Origin of the sequence: Chryseobacterium sp. NRRL B-14798, from assembly GCF_050470705.1 — a bacterium.
Lineage (GTDB): Bacteria > Bacteroidota > Bacteroidia > Flavobacteriales > Weeksellaceae > Chryseobacterium > Chryseobacterium cupriresistens.
Map to the genome: position 1 here is coordinate 179,863 of NZ_JBFLUL010000005.1, position 19,604 is coordinate 199,466.

At 37.7% G+C, this 19,604-nt stretch carries 12 protein-coding genes; 7 read left to right on the forward strand and 5 right to left on the reverse strand.

The genetic code is table 11. The features are described 5' to 3' along the window. The first annotated feature begins 15 nt into the window (after positions 1 to 15). The 7 genes from AB1278_RS01325 (at position 16) to AB1278_RS01355 (ending at position 11,037) form a co-directional block, all read left to right on the forward strand. On the forward strand, positions 16 to 717 hold the full coding sequence (locus AB1278_RS01325; protein ID WP_343642595.1) for a PspA/IM30 family protein: 702 nt from the start codon (positions 16 to 18) through the stop codon (positions 715 to 717). Positions 718 to 720: 3 nt separating this feature from the next. After that, positions 721 to 1,377, forward strand: coding sequence for a hypothetical protein (locus AB1278_RS01330; protein ID WP_429811916.1), 657 nt, complete (start codon positions 721 to 723; stop codon positions 1,375 to 1,377). Between the two features lie 126 nt (positions 1,378 to 1,503). After that, entirely contained in the window at positions 1,504 to 3,525 is a 2,022-nt protein-coding gene (locus AB1278_RS01335) for a flotillin family protein (protein WP_062672688.1), read from the forward strand. Between the two features lie 154 nt (positions 3,526 to 3,679). Further along, positions 3,680 to 8,482, forward strand: coding sequence for a DNA repair ATPase (locus tag AB1278_RS01340; RefSeq protein ID WP_429811919.1), 4,803 nt, complete (start codon positions 3,680 to 3,682; stop codon positions 8,480 to 8,482). Positions 8,483 to 8,711: 229 nt separating this feature from the next. Beyond that, entirely contained in the window at positions 8,712 to 9,080 is a 369-nt protein-coding gene (locus tag AB1278_RS01345; protein ID WP_062672683.1) for a hypothetical protein, read from the forward strand. 41 nt (positions 9,081 to 9,121) lie between these two features. After that, positions 9,122 to 10,537 carry a PLP-dependent aminotransferase family protein gene (locus AB1278_RS01350; protein WP_343641312.1) on the forward strand — a complete coding sequence of 472 codons (1,416 nt, stop codon included), beginning with the start codon at positions 9,122 to 9,124 and terminating at the stop codon, positions 10,535 to 10,537. A 14-nt stretch (positions 10,538 to 10,551) separates the two neighbouring features. Next, positions 10,552 to 11,037, forward strand: coding sequence for a GNAT family N-acetyltransferase (locus AB1278_RS01355; RefSeq protein ID WP_429811923.1), 486 nt, complete (start codon positions 10,552 to 10,554; stop codon positions 11,035 to 11,037). 74 nt (positions 11,038 to 11,111) lie between these two features. Here the strand turns inward: AB1278_RS01355 and AB1278_RS01360 are convergent, their stop codons facing one another. The 5 genes from AB1278_RS01360 to AB1278_RS01380 form a co-directional block, all read right to left on the reverse strand. Further along, positions 11,112 to 12,965, reverse strand: a complete 1,854-nt coding sequence (locus tag AB1278_RS01360) for a LamG-like jellyroll fold domain-containing protein (RefSeq protein WP_429811926.1) — start codon at positions 12,963 to 12,965, stop codon at positions 11,112 to 11,114. A 399-nt stretch (positions 12,966 to 13,364) separates the two neighbouring features. Then, complete coding sequence (locus tag AB1278_RS01365; protein ID WP_202842268.1) at positions 13,365 to 14,033, reverse strand: HAD-IA family hydrolase; 669 nt, start codon at positions 14,031 to 14,033, stop codon at positions 13,365 to 13,367. Between the two features lie 7 nt (positions 14,034 to 14,040). Continuing rightward, a complete protein-coding gene (locus tag AB1278_RS01370) occupies positions 14,041 to 15,195 on the reverse strand; it encodes a TIGR03364 family FAD-dependent oxidoreductase (protein ID WP_429811929.1) in 1,155 nt (384 codons plus the stop codon). Between the two features lie 11 nt (positions 15,196 to 15,206). Then, a complete protein-coding gene (locus tag AB1278_RS01375; protein ID WP_429811932.1) occupies positions 15,207 to 16,505 on the reverse strand; it encodes a DUF5690 family protein in 1,299 nt (432 codons plus the stop codon). Positions 16,506 to 16,514: 9 nt separating this feature from the next. Next, a complete protein-coding gene (locus AB1278_RS01380; RefSeq protein ID WP_429811935.1) occupies positions 16,515 to 19,340 on the reverse strand; it encodes a TonB-dependent receptor in 2,826 nt (941 codons plus the stop codon). Positions 19,341 to 19,604 lie beyond the last annotated feature (264 nt).

Sequence of the window (19,604 nt, forward strand, 5' to 3'; positions counted from 1 at the left end):
CAAAAGATATTTAAAATGAACATTTTCAAAAGATTGTTAACGATAGGAAAAGCAGAGATCCATTCTGTGATCGACAGCTTTGAAGACCCGATCAATTTAACGGAAGAGGGAATCCGTGAAATGAAAGAACAGCTGGGAAAAAGTATAGAAGCACTTGCCCAGTTGAAAGCCCTTGCTATACGTAAAAAGAACGAAGCAGAGACAGAAGGGCAGACTGCCAAAGATTACTATAATAAAGCTATAGTCATTGTTCAGAAAGCAGAAAAAGGAGAGGTAGAAACAGCAGAAGCAGACCGTCTTGCCAAAGAAGCACTGAAAAAACAGACCTCTTCATTGGAAAACGCAACAGCTCTTCAGAAAGAACATGAGAAACTGTTTGCTGACTGCGAGAAGTTACAGGGTAATATCAACCATTTGAAATCAAGCATTACCAAATGGGAAAATGAATTGAAAACCCTGAAAGCAAGAGTTCAGGTGAGTGAAGCCACAAAAGATATCAATCAGAAGATGACCCAGATGGATACCGGAAGCGCGGTAAGCATGCTGGAAAAACTGAAGGATCGTGTTGTACAGCAGGAAGCCCTTGCAGAAGCTTATTCTGACCTTTCAAAATCAGGAAAAAGCATTGATGAAGAGATCGATGCCATGGTAAACAGTAATGATACAAAAGCTGAAGAAGCTTTAAACAGATTAAAGGAAACCCTTAAAAAAGGCTAATATATGACCTTTCAGGAATTTTTAAATATAGCATTTTCTCCGGTAAATACGGTGCTGACAGTGCTTCTCGGGCTTTCAGTGGTCTATTGGCTCTTTACCATTCTTACAGGGTTGGATGTCGATGTAGGAATTCATTCCGACCTGGATGCAGATGCTGATATAGAAGCTCCGGACGGTCATCTTCACGCACCCGATCATGATCCTTCAGCCTGGATGCATTTCCTGAAATTTCTGAATCTGGATATCGTTCCGGTCACGTATTTTCTTACACTTTCATTGCTGATCACATGGCTGGGCTCGTTTTATCTGAATTATTTCGTACCTCTTCCTACTTGGGCAGGAATACTGATCCTTTTTCCAATGATGATTGGAGGAATGCTATTAACCAAAATCATTCTAAAACCGCTGAATCCCTTTTTTAAAGAGATTAATCATAAAGGAGAATTATCCTATGCCTTTTTAGGAAGAGAAGGACGCTTAAAATCCAGTATTCAGGATGATAAAATAGGAATGATGGAAGTCTTTATCGGAAGTGACCCTATGACTCTGATGGTGAGGAGCAATGACGGAAGCAGGCTGGAGCATGGAACCCGGGTTATGATTGTAGATGAGGAACCCAAAAAAAGGATTTACTATGTACAGAAATCAATAAGATATTAAAATAAAAAACTAATAACCATGCTAACTATTTTTTTGATCTTGCTGAATTATATCCAGGATATCATCTTCCAATTCTTATAAAAACAAAAAAAAACACATCTATATAAACTATAAACTTATAAAACTATGAACTTACCTTTAATTGCTGGAATTGTTGTTGCTGTGGTAGCATCAATCGGATTGATTTTCTGGATTTTATCGATGTATAAAAAAACTGTTCAGGGAATTGTTATTTTAAGAACTGGTTATGGAGGTACAAAAGTCTTCTTTAATGCCGGTATTGTCATTCCCATTATCCATCGTATGGAATCTATGGATATCTCCGTAAAAAAACTGGAGATTTCAAGAGAGGGAAGAGCAGGCTTGATCTGCAAAGACAATATGAGAGCAGATATTCAGGTGGCATTTTTTATCCGTGTCAATAAATCAGTAGATGATATTGTGAATGTAGGTCAAACGATTGGTTGTCAGCGCGCTTCAGATGCCCAGACATTAAGAGAATTGTTTGAAGCTAAATTTTCAGAAGCTCTTAAAACAGTAGGAAAGAAATTTGATTTTACAGAATTATACGAAGCAAGAAGCGAGTTCCGCCAGGAAATCCTTGATATCATCGGAACAGATCTTAATGGCTATGTTCTGGACGACTGTGCGATAGACTACCTTGAGCAGACTTCTATTGACAAACTGGATAAAGATAATATCCTTGATTCTGAAGGGATTAAAAAAATTACTGAACTTACGGCCACTCAGAATATCAAAGCCAATCAGGTTCGTCGTGATGAAGAAAAAACCATTACAAAACAAAATGTAGAAGCCAGAGAAGCCATTCTGGAACTTGAAAAACAGCTGGCAGAAAAAGAAGAATCTCAAAAAAGGGAAGTGGCTAATATCAAAGCCCGTGAAAATGCAGAAATTCTGAAAGTAGAAGAAGAAGAGCGTCTGAGATACGAAACTGTTCGTATTGCTACAGAAGAAAAATTGCAGATTGCAGAAGAAAATAAACTTCGTCAGGTCGTTATTGCTGCCAAAAATAAAGAACGTGCAGATCTGGTAGAAACCGAAAGAGTATTAAAAGATAAAGCCCTTGAAGCTACAGAAAGAGAAAGAATTGTCTCTCTTGCTCAGATTGAAAAGGAAAAAGCAATAGAACTGGAGAAAAAAAGTATTCAGGATGCGATCCGCGAGCGTTTAACCATGGAGAAAACCGTAGTAGAAGAGCAGCAGGGAATCAAAGATCTGGAAGCTTTCAAAACTGCAGAAAGAAACAAGCAGGTAGAAATTACCGTTGCCACTCAGGAAGCAGAGAAAAAGCTGATCGAGGAAACAAGAGCTGCAGAATCCCGCAGATTGGCAGCAGAAAAAGATGCGCAGAAATATGTCATTGAAGCACAGGCGAAGAGAGATGCAGCAGAAAAAGAAGCTGAAGCCCGTAAGATCATTGCAGACGCGAAAGCAAAAGAAGAAGCAACCGTAGGATTATCAGAAGCTCAGGTAATGCATGCGAAAGCAGATGCTGCAGAAAGACAAGGCGTTGCAGAAGCAACTGTTATTGAGAAAAAAGCTGATGCCAACAAAAAAGAAGGAATTGCTCAGGCAGAAGTCATCAAAGAAAAAGCATTGGCAGAAGCAGCAGGAATCACAGAGAAAGCAGAAGCCATGAAGAAACTGAATGATGCCGGAAAAGATCACGAAGAATTCCGTCTTCAGCTTGCCAAAGAAAAAGATGTGGAACTGGCTCAGATCGCTATTCAGAAAGATATCGCAGAAGCGCAGTCTATGGTACTGGCGGAAGCTTTCAAATCTGCAAAAATTGATATCGTCGGAGGGGACAATACTTTCTTCGACAATGTTATAAGACAGGTTTCTGCAGGAAAAGGGCTGGATAAGTTCATCAGCCACAGTGAAAACGCACAGATTGTAAAAGAAAACCTTCTGGGTGATGGAGAAAATATCATCGGAAAAGTGATGGGAATGGTGGATAAATATAAAATCTCTTCTGATGACATCAAAAATATGAGCATTGCTTCTTTGATCTTTAAACTGAATGGCGTAGCCAATCAACAGGAAAAAGGAATTCTGGAAAGAGCTCTGGACATGGCTAAACACCTGGGTGTGGAGCACAAGCCGGTGAATAACAACCATGTTTAATACAAGAGTGCTTTAAATGCTTAAAAGATTCTAACACTCAAACCTTACAGGTTTTTAAAACCTATAAGGTTTATATCAAAAAAATTTTCAAAGTACCACAAGTTATACAAAGAACTGCTGTAATTCAGCAGTCATGACAACCTAAATAAAAACGATGTCAGAACAACTTAATTCCGGAACTTACGAAATTATTCAGAACCGTTTAAATGAGCAGAAGAATGATCTGATTCAGAGACTTCAACAGCTTAATGAAAACCGTAAAAATATATTTGGCGGAGTAGATTTTTCGCTTGTAGCCAATGAAAGAATTTCTACGGATCACAGCTGTATTGCCAAAGATGTCTATTCACTAGGTGATCACCTGATTTTCGGGTCTAATGCACATCTGGGACTTCAGACGGAAATCAATATTTCGGACGTTTTTTCAATATATACAATCAATAATGACCGGTTTGAACCTCAGGATCACACCCTGATCAATGATGAGGTTTTCATTGACGAGTTTAAAAACCTTTACAAATATTACAGAAATACTTTCTTTGCAAGATTTACCTTCACGGAAAACTATCTTTATATGGTTTTTCAGTTGTCGGAAAGTACTACAGATATCAAAGCCTTTAAATGGCTGATTAAAGGGAATCAATTGACGTATATCGATTCGAGAAGTGCCTCCGAAACCTCATATCCTCAGCAGCATGGCTTTGTATGGACAAAGGCAACAAGAGATATGCAGAGATCCGGAAAACATCCTCATATTTCCTTAGCAGATAAAGTTTTTGTAGAAAGCATCGGTGGAGATATTACCATCAAAGTAGAAGACAATACAGATACCGGGAAGGGAATTTATTCTGAAGATGTCATTCACAAAGATCAGAATCTGGATGATGCAGAGATTCATTTCTGTGATCTGGATAATCTTGTTTTGTTTAAAATAAAGCCTTATCAGGAAACAGAACGCTATTTTATTTATAACCACAAAGAAAAAACCGTTTCCAGAGCAGATGCTCTTAAATATTCGGGGCTTTTGCTTCCCGAAAATCAAGGGGTATTGTTTTCAAACGGATATGCGCTTCAGACCGGAGGATTAAAAGTGATTTCTCAGGATCAGAACAGGCTTTACTATCTGAAAACCATTACGGAACCAAACGGAGAGAACTTTTTGTATGTTTTTTATGATGATAAAACGAATAACTATCAGCTTATTTCTTACAATATCATTACCCAGACCATAGAAACTCCGATCCGTTGTAGTGGATTTACGTTTTTGCATGATGGAAAACTGATCTATCTCAGAGAAAGCATAGAAACAACCAAACATCATCTGTCCCAGATCTGGCAGACTCCTTTTTCTAAAGAACTGTTACCCAATATTGAAAAAGCAGACAGTTTACTTTACAAAATAGGAAATAAGGATATTGTACGAGTCATGGCAGAAAGCCAGGAGCTGATTACACTTTTAAATAAAAAAGATTCTTACAGTGGTTTATATGATGATATCGTAAAGCTCTCAACCTTTATTCTGGATACTTACTATTTCCTTGGTGAAGATGAGGTCCAGAAGCTTGATGCACCATTGAAGGAGATCAGAGCGATTGCCCATTCTGCCATCAATGAATACGAAAAAGTAGTAGAACAGAAAAAAAATACAGAAGAAGCTTTAGAAAAGATAAAACAGTCCTGTGAGAAAATTCTTGATGATACCAAAAGGCTTCATTATTCTCAGCTTACAGAGTATATTGATGCCCTTTCTCAGATCAGAACTTTAAGGGGAGAAGTGACAGGAGCAAGAGAGTTTAAATATGCAGACACTGCTTTGCTGGATAAATTGGAAAAATCCCTTGCAGGCCGTTATACAGAACTTTCAAATGCCTGTGTGGAATTTCTGCTTCAGGAAGGAGCATTATTGCCATACGAAGAAAGAGCACAGCAGATTTCCGAAGATATCATTGGATTACAGAAAGCCATTGATGCCAAAACAATTGAAGAAAATATCAATACGCTTTCCGGGCAGCTTGAATTATTGGTAGATATCGTTAATAACCTTAAAATTGAAGATACCTCCCAGTCTACCCAAATTATTGAAAACATCTCTTTGATTTTTGCCAGGCTGAATCAGGAAAGACTTGGGCTCAGCAAAAGAAAAAGAGAAATTTCAGGAAAAGAACTGGCTTCAGATTTTCAGGCTCAGATTACCTTATTTGACCAGTCTGTGATCAATTTTCTGGAGCTTTCGCAAACTCCTGAGAAATGTGATGAATATCTGACCAAACTTTCTATTCAGTTGGAAGAAATGGAAACGAAATTTATTGATTTCGAAGAATTCATTCAGCAGATAGGAACCAAAAGAGAAGAGGTTTACGGACATTTCCAAAATAAAAGGGTACAGCTTACCGAAGCAAGAAATAAAAGGACGCAGAATCTTTTTGATGCTGCACAGAGAATCCTGAAATCCGTACAGACCAAAGCAGAATCTTTTGACTCAGAAAATGAGATCAATGGCTATTTTGCCGCCGATCTGATGGTGGAGAAAGTGAGAGATCTCTCCAGACAGCTCGCAGAACTGGAAGATTCAGCAAAGTCGGAGGAGGTTCAGACCTTGTTAAAAACCCAGCAGCAGGAAGCCGTAAGAAAGCTGAAAGATAAAAAAGAGATCTATGCAGACGGGGAAAGTATTATTGCATTGGGAGACTATAAATTTGCAGTCAATCAGCAGAAGCTGGACCTTACTTTGGTGCTAAGAAATGCTCAATATTACTACCACCTTACCGGAACCAGCTTTTATGAACCTTTAAACTTTACAGCTGATGAATTCAAAGAAGTATGGAATCAGGAATTTGTTTCGGAAAATAGCAAAGTAAAAAGGTTTGAATATCTTGCCTGGAATGTGTTTTTCGCTCACAAGGAAATAACCTCAGAGGCTGAAAACGAAAAGGCTGTACAGCAGTTTACAGCAGAGCATTTCGGAGAAGGACTGGTAAAAGGAATTCATGATAAAGATGCTGAGACAATTGTATTGAAACTTCAGCAGATGCACAATGAACTGGGACTGATGAGGTTCACAGCAGAGGAAAGATCATTAGCACAGCTTTTCTGGTTTTTCCTGGAAAATGATAAAAAAGAATATTATACCAAACAGTTTGAAGCAGCCGCTATTATTGCTGAATCATTCACTATAAAGCAAGGATTTGAGTATTTAAGCAGAGAACTTTCAGAAGAAATGAAATCTTTTGCATCAGCCCATTGTATTTTTAAAGAAACGGATTGTATCAATGCTGCCACCTACCTGAAACAGGAAGATAAAGAAAACTTCCTGATTTCAGAAAAAGCAGCAGCATTGTATGAATTGTTCCTGAAAGAACTGAAGGAAAAAGGCAAAGACCTTGAGTTTATTAACCAGCTACAGGTGATGTATGAATATCCTAAGGCATGTTACTATATTGCGGGAAGCGCGGTAAAGGCCTTGGGTTCAGAGGCTAACCAGGATATTATGCCGGAGGTGGCAGCATTTATCATTACCCAAAAATTTGATCCGAAAAATATCAAACACATTGCGTATGAAGTAGCCATAAAAGAGCTGAAGTCGCTTGAAAAAGAGACAGAATATCATCTTAACTACTTTGAGTTTGTATCCCGCCTTAGCCATTTTAATACAGTTACCGTTCCTAAATACAAACAGCTTCAGGAATTGAAATACAACTGGGTAGATGAAAAGAAAAAAGCATTGAAGCTGGATACTTTCAAGCCTCAGGTATTAAGCTCATTTGTGAGAAATAAACTGATTAATGATGTTTATTTTCCTCTTATCGGAGCGAATCTTGCCAAGCAATTGGGAACAGCAGGTTCAGACAAAAGAACAGACAGAATGGGAATGCTTCTTCTAGTATCTCCACCCGGATACGGAAAAACAACCCTGATGGAATATATGGCAGAGCGTATGGGACTGGTATTTATGAAGATCAACGGACCATCTTTAGGATACGATATTGTATCAACAGACCCTTCTGAAGCCAAAAATGCTGGGGCAAGACAAGAGCTTGAAAAACTGAATCTTGCGCTGGAAATGGGAGATAATGTTATGCTTTATCTTGATGATATCCAACACTGTAATCCTGAGTTTTTACAGAAATTCATCTCTCTTGCAGACGGACAGAGAAAGATTGAAGGAATATATAATGGAGAAAGTAAAACTTATGACCTTCGATCCAAAAGATTCTGCCTTGTCATGGCTGGAAATCCATACACAGAGAGTGGAGAAAAGTTTAAAATTCCGGACATGCTGGCCAACCGTTCAGATACATACAATCTGGGAGAAATATCCGGATCGAAAACAGACCTTTTTGACCTGAGTCTTATTGAAAATGCTTTAATGTCTAATGAATATCTGACCAGGCTGACCAATCCGGGAATGGAAAACCTGTATGAACTTTATGATTGTGTACTTACAGATAATCCTGCCGATAACCTGAAAGGAAATTTCAGCTCCAGTGAAATATCAGATTTCAGATCAGTACTGAAAAGCACAATCACAGTGAGAAATATGGTGTTGAAGGTGAACAAAGAATATATCGCGTCCGCAGCCATGTCAGACGATTACAGAAATGAGCCGCCATTCAAACTGCAGGGATCTTACCGTAATATGAATAAGCTGATTGCACAAATACAGCCTATTCTTAAAGATAATGAAGTTACCCAGATTGTCCTGAATCACTATCAGAATGAATCTCAGACACTGACAACCGGAGCAGAAGCCAATATGCTGAAACTGAAAGAGCTGATAGGAATTCTTTCAGAAGAAGAAACAGAACGATGGAATGAAATAAAGAAAACCTTTGTTAAAAATAAAACTCTGAAAGGACTGGGTGAAAATGATAGAATGTCGCAGATTGTAGCACTGCTTGCGCAATTCGGAGACGGACTGGAAGGAATCAAAGAAGCTCTTAAAAAAGCAGAACAATAACCATGAGACTTTAAATAGTTGTCAACAGGCTGTTTCTATGTGAAACAGTCTGTTTTTTATTTCTATGCTATTATCAATTGTGCGAATAACGATTTCTTCCGGAAAAAATCTGCTTTATATGCGACAGGAAAAAGATTAGATAAAAAATCTGTACCCATAATATTCTATAGTTCTGTATCTGTGTCCAAAATTAAATACTCCATAATTTTGTTTAGCTAAAGAAGAAAATATGGAAACAATCACTCAACATCAGAAACAGTTTCAATATGCTGAGGCTTATGTATCAGACATGTTGGTGCTGAAAAACATTTTTCTGGAAACACAGAATTTGAAGCAGGTAGATCAGAATTTCGGACTTCCTTTTCTTTTGGCTAAAAACGGAAAAGAAACTGTTGCTTTTGCCAGTCTTATCATCAACGAAAAGGATGAAATATCTTTTAAAATCTATGATAAAAATAGAATGACGGAATCAGAAAAAAGGAATTTTTATTCCCGGGCTGAAAGATATTGCAAAAATAATAATACATCCAATTTCAAGGATCCGGAGCAATTAAAAAGCAGTATCAACAGTATGATCAGTTGGCTGAATCCTGAATAAAAACAGGATAAAATTGTACATTTACTTAAAACCCGGATTCTATGTCTAAAGATGTTCTGTACCTTAAAATAGCCAATTCTGTCACAGAGCAGATTAAAAGTGAAACTCTGCAGTTTGGGGACAGGCTTCCTTCATTGCGAAGTGCCCAGAAATTATATAATGTAAGTCTGAATACCATAAAACAGGCGTATATGGAACTCGAAAGCCGTTCGCTGGTAGAATCACGTCCGAAATATGGATATTATGTAAGCCAGACTTCTCAGCGAAAACTGGCGCTGCCTTCTGTGACACAGATGAAGGTTTCTGAAGGTAAAAATACCCCTCAGGATTTGATTGACAAGGTGTTCGGAAGTATCGGAGGAACAGATGTTACACAATTTGCTCTTGGAATTCCGGGGAAAAGTCTTCTTCCGGTAGCTAAGATGAAAAAATGCATGATTGATGTGATGAAAAGGAAAAGTGACAGCGGAACCAACTACGAACCCGTGCAGGGAAGCGAAGTGCTGCGCCGGGAAATTGCCAAATGGTCAATGGTTATGGAGGGGAAAATCACAGAAGATGATCTGGTCATCACTTCCGGAGCGATGAATGCCGTTTATAATTGTTTAATGGCCGTGACGCAACCGGGAGATTCGGTGGCAGTGGAAAGCCCTGTGTATTTTGGAATTCTTCAGGCCATTCAATTATTGGGATTGAAAGCAGTAGAAATTCCTACGCATCCTATTACAGGAGTGGATCTGGATGCTCTAAAGAAAGTGCTTCCAAAGCTATCTGCATGTTGTTTTGTGGTAAATTATAATAATCCACTAGGATTTCAGATGCCGGATGAAAACAAAAAAGAACTGGTTAAAATGCTTACCGAACACAATGTTCCTTTGGTAGAAGATGATGTCTACGGAAACATCTATTTCGGAGCAGGAAGACCAAAGCCTTGTAAGTTTTATGATGAAGCAGGAATTGTGATGTGGGTAGGCTCGGTTTCCAAAACATTGGCTCCGGGATTTAGAGTAGGATGGGTAGCACCTGGAAAATTTAAAGAGAAAATTATTCGCCAAAAACTGGTTCAGACGGTGAGCGGACCTTCTTTGTTTTCAGATGTGATTGCAGATTTTCTTGCCCACGGACGCTATGATCATCATCTTAGAATGTTTAGAAAAAAATTATACGCCAACTACCTTCAGATCCAGAAATCGGTGATTGAATATTTTCCGGATAATACCAAAATCTCAGAACCCAAAGGCGGTTTTATGCTCTGGCTGGAACTGGATAAGAGAATATGCACAGAAGATCTTTATGATTTGGCGGTCAGCCAGAAAGTAAACTTTGCCCCGGGAAGGATGTTTTCACAATATAATCAGTATCAGAACTGTATGCGCCTGAATTATGCATTAGAATGGACAGACAGAGTGGAAAGTGATCTGGAAAAGCTGGGGAAAATGATAAAAAACAGAATTTAATAAACCTTATAGTGATGAATGATATCAAGAATGAAGTAAAAATTATAACGTATGAACCTCAGTATAAAGAAGCCTTCAAAGCTTTAAATGAGGAATGGATCAAAACATTTTTTGTAATGGAAGCGGGAGATTATAAACTGCTGGATCATCCGGAAGAAGAGATTTTAAATAAAGGAGGACATATAGCCTTTGCTTTGCTGGATGGAGAAGTTGTAGGAACCTGCGCATTGGTAAAAACGGAAGATCATCCTCTTACTTTTGAGCTGTCAAAGATGGCAGTAAGTCCTAAAGCTCAGGGAAAAAAAATAGGCTATCTGCTGGGAAATGCTCTAGTGGAAAAAGCAAAAGAATTAAAGGCAGAAAAAGTTTTTCTAGTTACCAACTCTATCCTTGTTCCGGCTATTAAGTTGTACGAAAAGCTGGGCTTTATCCATATCCCTATCGGTCATGCCGAGTACGACCGTGCAGATGTCAGAATGGAGTTGATCTTCAATTCATAAACAAAAAAATATTAGAACTCGGATAGGAATATCCTTGTTCTAATATCAAATTTAAATCTAATTGCTTTACTGTTTTATTTCTTGATGAATGTCTTGGTCAGTGCTTTTTTGCTTCCGTTGATTTTAATGAAATACACCCCAGCCGGAAGATTTCCGATATTGATTTTTTCATCGTAAAAACCTCTTGAAGACTTTAAATGGGTTGTTAAAACATTTGATCCTTTACTGTCGATGATTTCTGCTTTAATTTCCTTATCCTCAGATTGATACTGGATTCCAAGGAATGTTGAAACTGGATTAGGATAAATTTTAAAATCTTCAATGATTGCTTTCGTTTCTTTTGCTGCCAATATTTCTTTGGAACATGCCGGAATTCTATTCACTCCATCTATTCCCCATGAAGACTGTACCGGAATACAAAGCCAGTTCAATACCGTAGGGAAATGATCCGTTTCTCTTGTCGTTGAGGTGTAATCATACACTTTAAAATTGTTAACAGTATTGGCATTATAAGTAGGAGAACCTGTCACGGTCATATGATTGGCGTTTGGACCAGAGTCTGTCAATGTAGTTCCTGAAGTTCCATTACACTTCCAGTTGGCTAATAATTGAGAATAATAAGGATGTGAAGTTGTAATATCCTGGTTCGCCCAATTCACGATAACATCATTGGGAAGAGCAGATTTCCAGATTCTTATATCTTTATAAGAAGCCGCCAGATTAATTCCGTAAGCATTGGTTCCATCTTGATTTAATGTTAGAGGAAGTCCGGAATCAATATTTCCAATGGTGTTCATTTTTGCAAAAGTTACCGGAACACCGTCTTCATATAATGTTACAAGACCATCTCTGTCAAAGCTTGCCGCAATATGTTTCCATTTATTGGTTTCTACTTTTCCGCCTACCAGGTCAATTCTGTTCGTTCCATCTCCAATATTCATTTTGAAAGTCTGTCCTGAATATCCTGAGAACACAAATCCTTTATTTTTCCCATTAGCCCAGTTTTTATTACTGATCATCACCGGATCACTGGAGTAAGCTGCATTAGGCTTTACCCAAAACTCGATGGTGAAATCCTGATTAGCTCCAAAATTAAAAGGAGTCTGGCTTGCTGGCTTTGCATAAGTTCCTGCCGGGAAATTCAATTGATTGAATGTTTTATTGGATTCTAGAACAGTTTTGCTGATCTGCTGAGGAATAAATCCAGGATTGGAATACACCGTGAAAATATTTCTTTCGGTAAGATTTCCTCCTCCATGAGAACTTTCGATCGCTCCATGATCTGTGGTTAATACAACCAGCCAGTCTTCATTATTATAAGAAGGTCTGTTTTTCATTGCAGTCACAATTTCTCCAATATAAGAGTCCGTAGTCTTAATAGAATTGACATATTGAGAAACAGTGGATGAGAATCCATAAGAATGTCCGGCATGGTCTACATCATCAAAATCTACAAAGAGAATATCCGGATTATCATTCTGTAAAGCTGTAACAGCTGCGTTTTTCACTGCAAGATCCGTTGCGAAATTACTTTTTACATCAGCGGTTTGAATGATGTTGTCGTTAATAGGCGACCAATGAGCCAGAGAAATTGTTCTTAGAGCGGGATTATAAGTCTCTGCTCTTGTTAAAAAATCCGGATAATTGACATAGTTTGGGCTGGCAAAGTTATTGTCCTGAACATTGTGCTTGGTATGCCATACGCCGGTAAGCATGGTGCTCCATCCGTTTCCGCTCCAGGTGGTGGCAGCGCAAAGTCCGTCGATAGAATAAATAGACTGACTGATGAGGTTTTGAATGTTGGGAGTTGGTGTAGACATCATGACATCTGCACGACATCCGTCAATACCGATAAAAAGGACTTTTTTAGTCTTAGCTCCAAGGAAACAGCTTATAACAACAGCCATTGAGAATAGTTTTGTTTTCATGGGGAAAAGGGTTTTTAGAATTGTGAAAGTTTACAAATAGTAATTTATTTTTAACTATTGTAAAATTAGTTTACTATTTGTAAACATTCGTGAACTGAAAGTTAATTAATTGATAATTAAAAAGATCACCGAAAAAAGCTTAGATATTAACCACAAAAGCCACAAAAGAAAAATGACTCTGTTTATTTTAAGTTACATGCTTTGTGAATAGAAGATCAAAAAAGGTTTCTGGAAATGTTGGTTATAACAAATACCTAATGATCAGTACTACATTCCACTCCTCCGGAGGGGTGTCAAATTGGAAATTTGACGGGGTGGTAAAAACACAAACATTTCCAATAGAAAAACCATGAAAACATTTGTGTCAAGAAGTATTTAAAAATAATCTGAAAAAATGGATTAAAGGATTCCCTCAGCTTCAGAAATCGTATTCAGAATATAATCAGGAGCTGCCTTTTCAAGTTCTGATTGGGTCTGAGCTCCGGAAAGAACCGCCACTGTTAATCCGCAACCAGCATTTTTGCCCTCTTCAATATCAATCACAGAATCCCCTGCTTTTAATACTTTATGAGCTTCAGTGATATTGAATTTCTTCATGGCAAGATGAATCATTTCAGGGCTCGGGCGGCTTTCTGAAACATCATCAGCGGTAATTAAAGCATCAAAATGAATACTTTCTTTCCAGTTGAGTTTATCTAAAAGCTGATGGGCTATTTCTGAAGTATAGCCTGTATTCAAAACGATTTTCTTGTTTTGAGCTTTCATATTCAATAAGAAATCTTCCGTTCCGTTGATGGGTTTTACATCCAGATTTTGATAAGATTCTTTCAGTTGTTCAGAAAAATTCTCAAAAATAGCAGAAGCATCTTCTTCGTTCCCATTGATTTCTTTTAAAAGACTTGTGATGGCTTCCAGTTTTTCCATTCCGGCACAGCTGGATAATACTTTTTCCAGGCTTACCACATAGCCATAATCATTCACAGCGTTGGTAAGTGTTTTGTAAACTACATTATCCTCATCAATTGTTGTTCCGGCCATATCCAGAACGAGTAATTCTATATTTTTCATGTAAATGTTATGCGTAAATTTTTTCAATATTAAATTTGGAAAAGCCACCGCTTCCCGTCATTCCTTTTCCTCCGATCCCTGTTACAATATGAATATTGGCAGAAGGGCTGTGCTCAAAAATATCTTTCGTTTTGCACTGAGAATAGATTCCGAACCATCTTCTCTGAATTTCATACGTAGGAAGATCAATAATTTTTTTGGCCTCATGAATCATGAATTCATCAATCTCCATATTAAGGTCATACCCCAAATCATCGGCATTTTTGGCATCTGCATATTCGTGAGAATCTCCTATGATTACAGAACCGTCAAGAGCCTGTTTGAATAAAATATGAACTCCGTATTTCTTCTCAAACGAATTAGGATCTTCTAAAGCCTTGATTTTCTGAAAAGAAGGACATTCGCTGAAAGATTCATACCTTCTTACAGAAAGTCCAGTAAGGATATTTCCCTGAAGTGAATAGATTCCTTGTGGTTTGGTCTGAAGCATCTGCAGCTTACTCACTTCCAGATCACTGTCATTGAATACTTTAGTATATAAAGTTTTAAACTCGTGTCCACCGCAGATTATGATTTTGGAAGCGTTAAATTCCGTTCCATCAGCCGTTACCGCTGTACATTTCTGATCATCTTCATGGGTTTCCAGTACAGATGTATTGTAGAAGATCTGTAAGCCCATTTTTTCCTGAAGCAGCTTGTGAAGCTTTACAATCATATCTGCAGAATCTACGGAAAGTTCCTGTGGGAAAAACAGACCTCCTTTGCAATAGTCTGAACGAAGACCATCAAACTTCTTGATGCAGTCGTTTTTAGATAATAAAACAGATTCATACTCATTATTTCTGTTGATTTCATATAGCTCTTCAATCAATTGAAGCTCTTCATCATTGGAAGCAATATAGATGGAGCCATTTTGCCTGATGGTAAGGTCTGCCTGATTATGAAGTTCATTGTATATGGCAAGACTTTCCCTTCCGAAATTCTGCCATTTAAGATCCATTCCGGAAGGTACTACCTGTCCGAAATTTCTTACCGTGGCACCCTGGGGAATAGAATTTCTTTCCAGTAAAGCTACCTTAAGATTTTTCTTCAGCGCATGATAAGCATGGAATGTTCCTAAAATTCCGCCTCCTACAACGAGTAAATCAAATTTTGTTGTCATTTTGCAAATATTTATAAGATTTTCGACGTATCGAAATTGATGAATTGATTAGATTTAGATTTGGGTTTTGACTTTTTTCTGAAAGCCAGAAGAGCAATCACGGAAAGAACGAAAACCGCTATGGTAATGATATAATTTAAGTGGATATAAAAATGCAACCAGGAAGTCTGGGCCGAGCCAAAGTTTTTATACAAAAGAATCAGAACACTTCCCAGATAACCAAAAGAATCTACAATATAGATCAGAAAACCAACATTTCCCTTAATTTCAAAAGCGGCGATCATCCGGTCAAAATAAATTCCATTGAAAGGAATATAGCAAATGTACATTCCGAAGCCTGAAACCGTCATCCATAAAAAAGGAGACAGAGAACCCTGCTGAAACAGATACGTAGAAAGCCCTACCGTAAGAATTCCCATAAAAAGAATGTAATGATAATAGGCAAATGCCTTTTTATTGTTCTTTACTTTTACCATAAAGCTTAAAATTACCAGAACCATTACGGCGATAGGAATTTCCGTTAAAGTGAAAATAGAACTGTCAAAAGTAAAGTTCAGTCCGTCCCAGATTTCACGATTAAAATTATCTCTGAAATCCCTTAAAACGGTTAAACTGATATATAAAAATATGATGCACACAATTGGAACAAAAAACTGTTGGATCAGGGCTTTTCTTTCTTTACCATTCAACGGTTGTCTCTTAATTTTAAGCAAAATATCTTCTTCTGAAGGTTTGGGAATTCTTTCAAGCAATAATCCGAAAAGAATCAGAGGAATAATGAAAATAAGTCCGGTTGAAAAAGGCATCCAGAATTCTGAAATGGAAAAAGTATCCATCAGAAATTTTCCTACAGATTTTGTAAAACCTGAAGAAACCACAAAGCTTGAACATAAAAATAATCCTATGATTTCGGTGGTTTTTCGTCCTTCAATATAAGAGAAAACAATTCCCCAGATCATTCCCAGCGGAATACCATTAATAAACATGAAGAGAATATTGTAAGGAGCAGGAACGGCTGCAAATCCTAATAAGGAAAGCTCAGCAATAGCAATGAAAGTAAACAGATAAGCGATTCGTTTCTCAGGTTTCAATTCCGAAATAAATTTGATCCCGATGAATTTTGAGATAAAATATCCAATAGCTTGGACAATGATAATCAGAATTTTATAATCTACTCCGAAATAGGAAAGCCCTTCGAAGGAAGCTACGGTAAAAGGTTTCCTGAAACCGTACATGCAGAAGTAAACACCGAAAGCAGCAAATGCGGCCTTCAGTGTTACCAGTGTTTTTTTATTGATGGTTCTGGCCATGGTAATGGTTTAGAAGTTCAGTTTTATTCCAAGATTGAATCGTACTCCATAATATTCCACCTGTTCCGGACGGTCTTCGCTTTTTCCAAAGTGATAGATTAACGGTTTGTTCAGTATATTGTTCACATCCGCATATAAGGTCAGGTATTTGGTAAACTGGTAAGAACCTCCGAAGTCAAGATTACTGTATTTGCCATAGTAAGAATCATTGATATCTTCCTCGGCATATTCTACAGCATATTTTCCTTTATAATTGTAAGCCAGCCTTGCATTGAATCCTTTTTTCTCAAAGAAAAGCTGCGCGTTGTACAATTCTTTTGCCTGGTAGGGAAGTGCTACCGTTCTTCCGCCTGGCTTTTCCATTTCGGAAGTCATGAAGGTAGCATTCAATTGTACTCCAAAGTATTGTAAAAACCCTGGAAGGAAGTCAAATCTTTTATTAATTCCCAACTCAACTCCTCCTAACCATGCTGCTTTCCCATTATTAGGAGCTGTGAATTGTACGCCGTTGATTCCATTGTAATCTCCGATAAAAGAATCCTGGAAAATAGGATCAGTAATCGATTTATAGAAAACACCGCCACTCAGAATCCCTACGTTGGAAAAATAATATTCTCCCATCAGGTCAAAATTCAAAGAATAGGTAGGATTAAGATTTGGGTTTCCCCCTTTGAACTCGTTATCTGCTTCAATATAAGTTCCTCCCGGAGTAAGATCGCCAAAATTCGGTCTTGAAAAAGTTCTTGTCGCAGCAAAACGAAGATTGGTTTTATTGTTCAACGTATATTTTAAATGAATCATCGGAAGAACAGCCAGATAGTTTTTAGTATTTTCTACCGGTGTCAGTACGTCATCATTCACACTGTATCCTCTTACTTTGGTATTGGTATTGGATAGCCTGATTCCTCCTAGAATGATGATCTTGTCATTCAGTTTGTAGGTTGCCATTCCGTAAGCATCTGCGTGTTTTTCAAACACATCAAAGTTTCTTCCTAATGCTTTATTATATTCCAATGCTTCAGTATCAGCAGTATTGATTTTTAAATTTCCCTGATTGTCATACCAAAACTGGTTCATTCCTGCGGTTGAAAGTACCGGGCCAAAAGTATTGCCGATGTGGGCATTCATTTCACTTAAATATTTCGGTCCGTTGGGCTGTGTCGTGATGTATTGAGAATAATTTGACAGAAGAGGCGCTGTTCCGCTGCTCCAGTTGTAGAAAATATCGGAGAATTTTGCATTACGTTCCTTATCTCGGTATTTAAAACCATATTTTAAAGTCAGTTTATCAGAAGCATTAATTTCGTGGTTGAATGCCGCTACGATTTTATCCTTTTCCTCTACAAAGACTTTATAAAATTCAAGATCTGTAAATCTCATCTGAGAAGCATCCATTTTAAAGTTCGGATCACTGTAGAAACCGAATAAAGCATCCGGATTTTTATAATCTAATTTCCCACCGTCAGCTTTCCAATACGCTCTAGGACCATTTCCATGATTTGAAATATAATCAGGATTGATGCCTACACCAGATTGAGTGTACTTGATGACATAGTAAGAATTGTTTTGCTTATCAGGGATATTTCCATACTTGAATTGGTTGTTGTAGTAAGATAAATCCCAGTCGATTTTTCCTTTATTGAATTGATGAACCGCTCCCAAAGAAACAGAAGTAAGCTCCGTTATCAGTAAATTGTGGATGTTTTGAAGCTCTACTCTTGCTGTATTGCTGGCACTGCTGAATTTATCAAAACGGATTCTGTGTTTATAATGAGTCTCGTCATCCGATAAGGTACCATACATTCCTTTTAAATAGAAGGTCGTTTTTGGAGATAGTACGTATTCGAAAGCAGTATTGATTCCTGTTGTTTTTCTGACTCCGTTATAATCGCGAAGTTCCAGCCTGAAAACTCCTTCATCGCCACTTCTTCTAGCCTCAAAATTATCTGTAGACCAGTTTCTTATGAAATGCGCAAAGTTGAATAAATACCCGAACTTTTTATTCTTCGTTCTTCCCCCATACAAAAATCCAAGGTTGTAAACTCCTTTATCAGACTTTGCATTATAACCGCTTCCCACAGTAGCTTTAAACTCTGTTTTCATCGGTGGAGTTTTGGTGATAAAATTGACACCGCCGCCTATTCCGTCAGCTTCCATATCTGGGGTAAAAGACTTGTTTACATGTACATAGGAGATCAGTTCTGTAGGAAAGAAATCAAATGCCGTTGCTCTGGAAGTCGTTTCTTCCTCTGCGGTGGGAAGTCTGTTTCCATTAATGGTTGTGGATGCCCAGAATGGCGGAAGTCCTCTCAGGGAAACAAATCTTCCTTCTCCCTGGTCTCTTTCAATAGAAACTCCCTGCACACGCTGTACGGTTTCTGCTGCATTTCTGTCCGGTAGCTTTCCGATTCCGTCTGAAGCGATGACATTGGTGATATTAATGGCATTTTTCTGAAGGTTTAAAGCTCTCGCTTCCGTATTTTTTAACGTTCCGGTAACGACAATTTCGCCAATATTTTTTCTCGGTTGGGATAGTTTGATAATTCCTAAGTCAACCGTTTGTTCCGGTTTAAGATCTACATTGATATCTGAAGATTCATAACCAATGTAGCTGATTTGTAGAGTGTACTGGCCTTCTTTGATATCATTGATGGCAAATTTCCCTTCAATATCAGTCGTTATATTTTTAGATAAGCCTTTTATTTTGACTGTGGCCCCGGGGAGAGGCTGGCTGTCGTCAAGCACAGTTCCTATAATTAACTGTTTTTGCGCTGAAACAAAGACTATGAGACAGACAAAAACAAGGGTGAATAATTTCTCTAATTTTGTTTTCATTTTTACATATATTAAATTTTTTATGCAAATCAAGCTAATAATTTTAATATATATAAATATTTTGTGTTAAGTATTGTTTAACAAATAAGTTCTGTTTGTTACGTTTATTTTACCTTTAAATGTATTAATGCCATCCTTTAAAAACAGATCTAAACAATTTTTAAATTCACTGTTTCAGCATTTTCCACAAATATTTCCTGAAAATAAAAGGAATTGAAATTTCCCAAAAGCAGGCTTGATTTGGTTCATATTTCGTTCATCTTG

Excerpts from the sequence above, each read along its gene's own strand:
- AB1278_RS01325 (WP_343642595.1), top strand. The coding sequence starts at position 16 with ATGAACATTTTCAAAAGATTGTTAACGATAGGAAAAGCAGAGATCCAT.
- AB1278_RS01330 (WP_429811916.1), top strand. The coding sequence starts at position 721 with ATGACCTTTCAGGAATTTTTAAATATAGCATTTTCTCCGGTAAATACG.
- AB1278_RS01335 (WP_062672688.1), top strand. The coding sequence starts at position 1,504 with ATGAACTTACCTTTAATTGCTGGAATTGTTGTTGCTGTGGTAGCATCA.
- AB1278_RS01340 (WP_429811919.1), top strand. The coding sequence starts at position 3,680 with ATGTCAGAACAACTTAATTCCGGAACTTACGAAATTATTCAGAACCGT.
- AB1278_RS01345 (WP_062672683.1), top strand. The coding sequence starts at position 8,712 with ATGGAAACAATCACTCAACATCAGAAACAGTTTCAATATGCTGAGGCT.
- AB1278_RS01350 (WP_343641312.1), top strand. The coding sequence starts at position 9,122 with ATGTCTAAAGATGTTCTGTACCTTAAAATAGCCAATTCTGTCACAGAG.
- AB1278_RS01355 (WP_429811923.1), top strand. The coding sequence starts at position 10,552 with ATGAATGATATCAAGAATGAAGTAAAAATTATAACGTATGAACCTCAG.
- AB1278_RS01360 (WP_429811926.1), bottom strand. The coding sequence starts at position 12,965 with ATGAAAACAAAACTATTCTCAATGGCTGTTGTTATAAGCTGTTTCCTT.
- AB1278_RS01365 (WP_202842268.1), bottom strand. The coding sequence starts at position 14,033 with ATGAAAAATATAGAATTACTCGTTCTGGATATGGCCGGAACAACAATT.
- AB1278_RS01370 (WP_429811929.1), bottom strand. The coding sequence starts at position 15,195 with ATGACAACAAAATTTGATTTACTCGTTGTAGGAGGCGGAATTTTAGGA.
- AB1278_RS01375 (WP_429811932.1), bottom strand. The coding sequence starts at position 16,505 with ATGGCCAGAACCATCAATAAAAAAACACTGGTAACACTGAAGGCCGCA.
- AB1278_RS01380 (WP_429811935.1), bottom strand. The coding sequence starts at position 19,340 with ATGAAAACAAAATTAGAGAAATTATTCACCCTTGTTTTTGTCTGTCTC.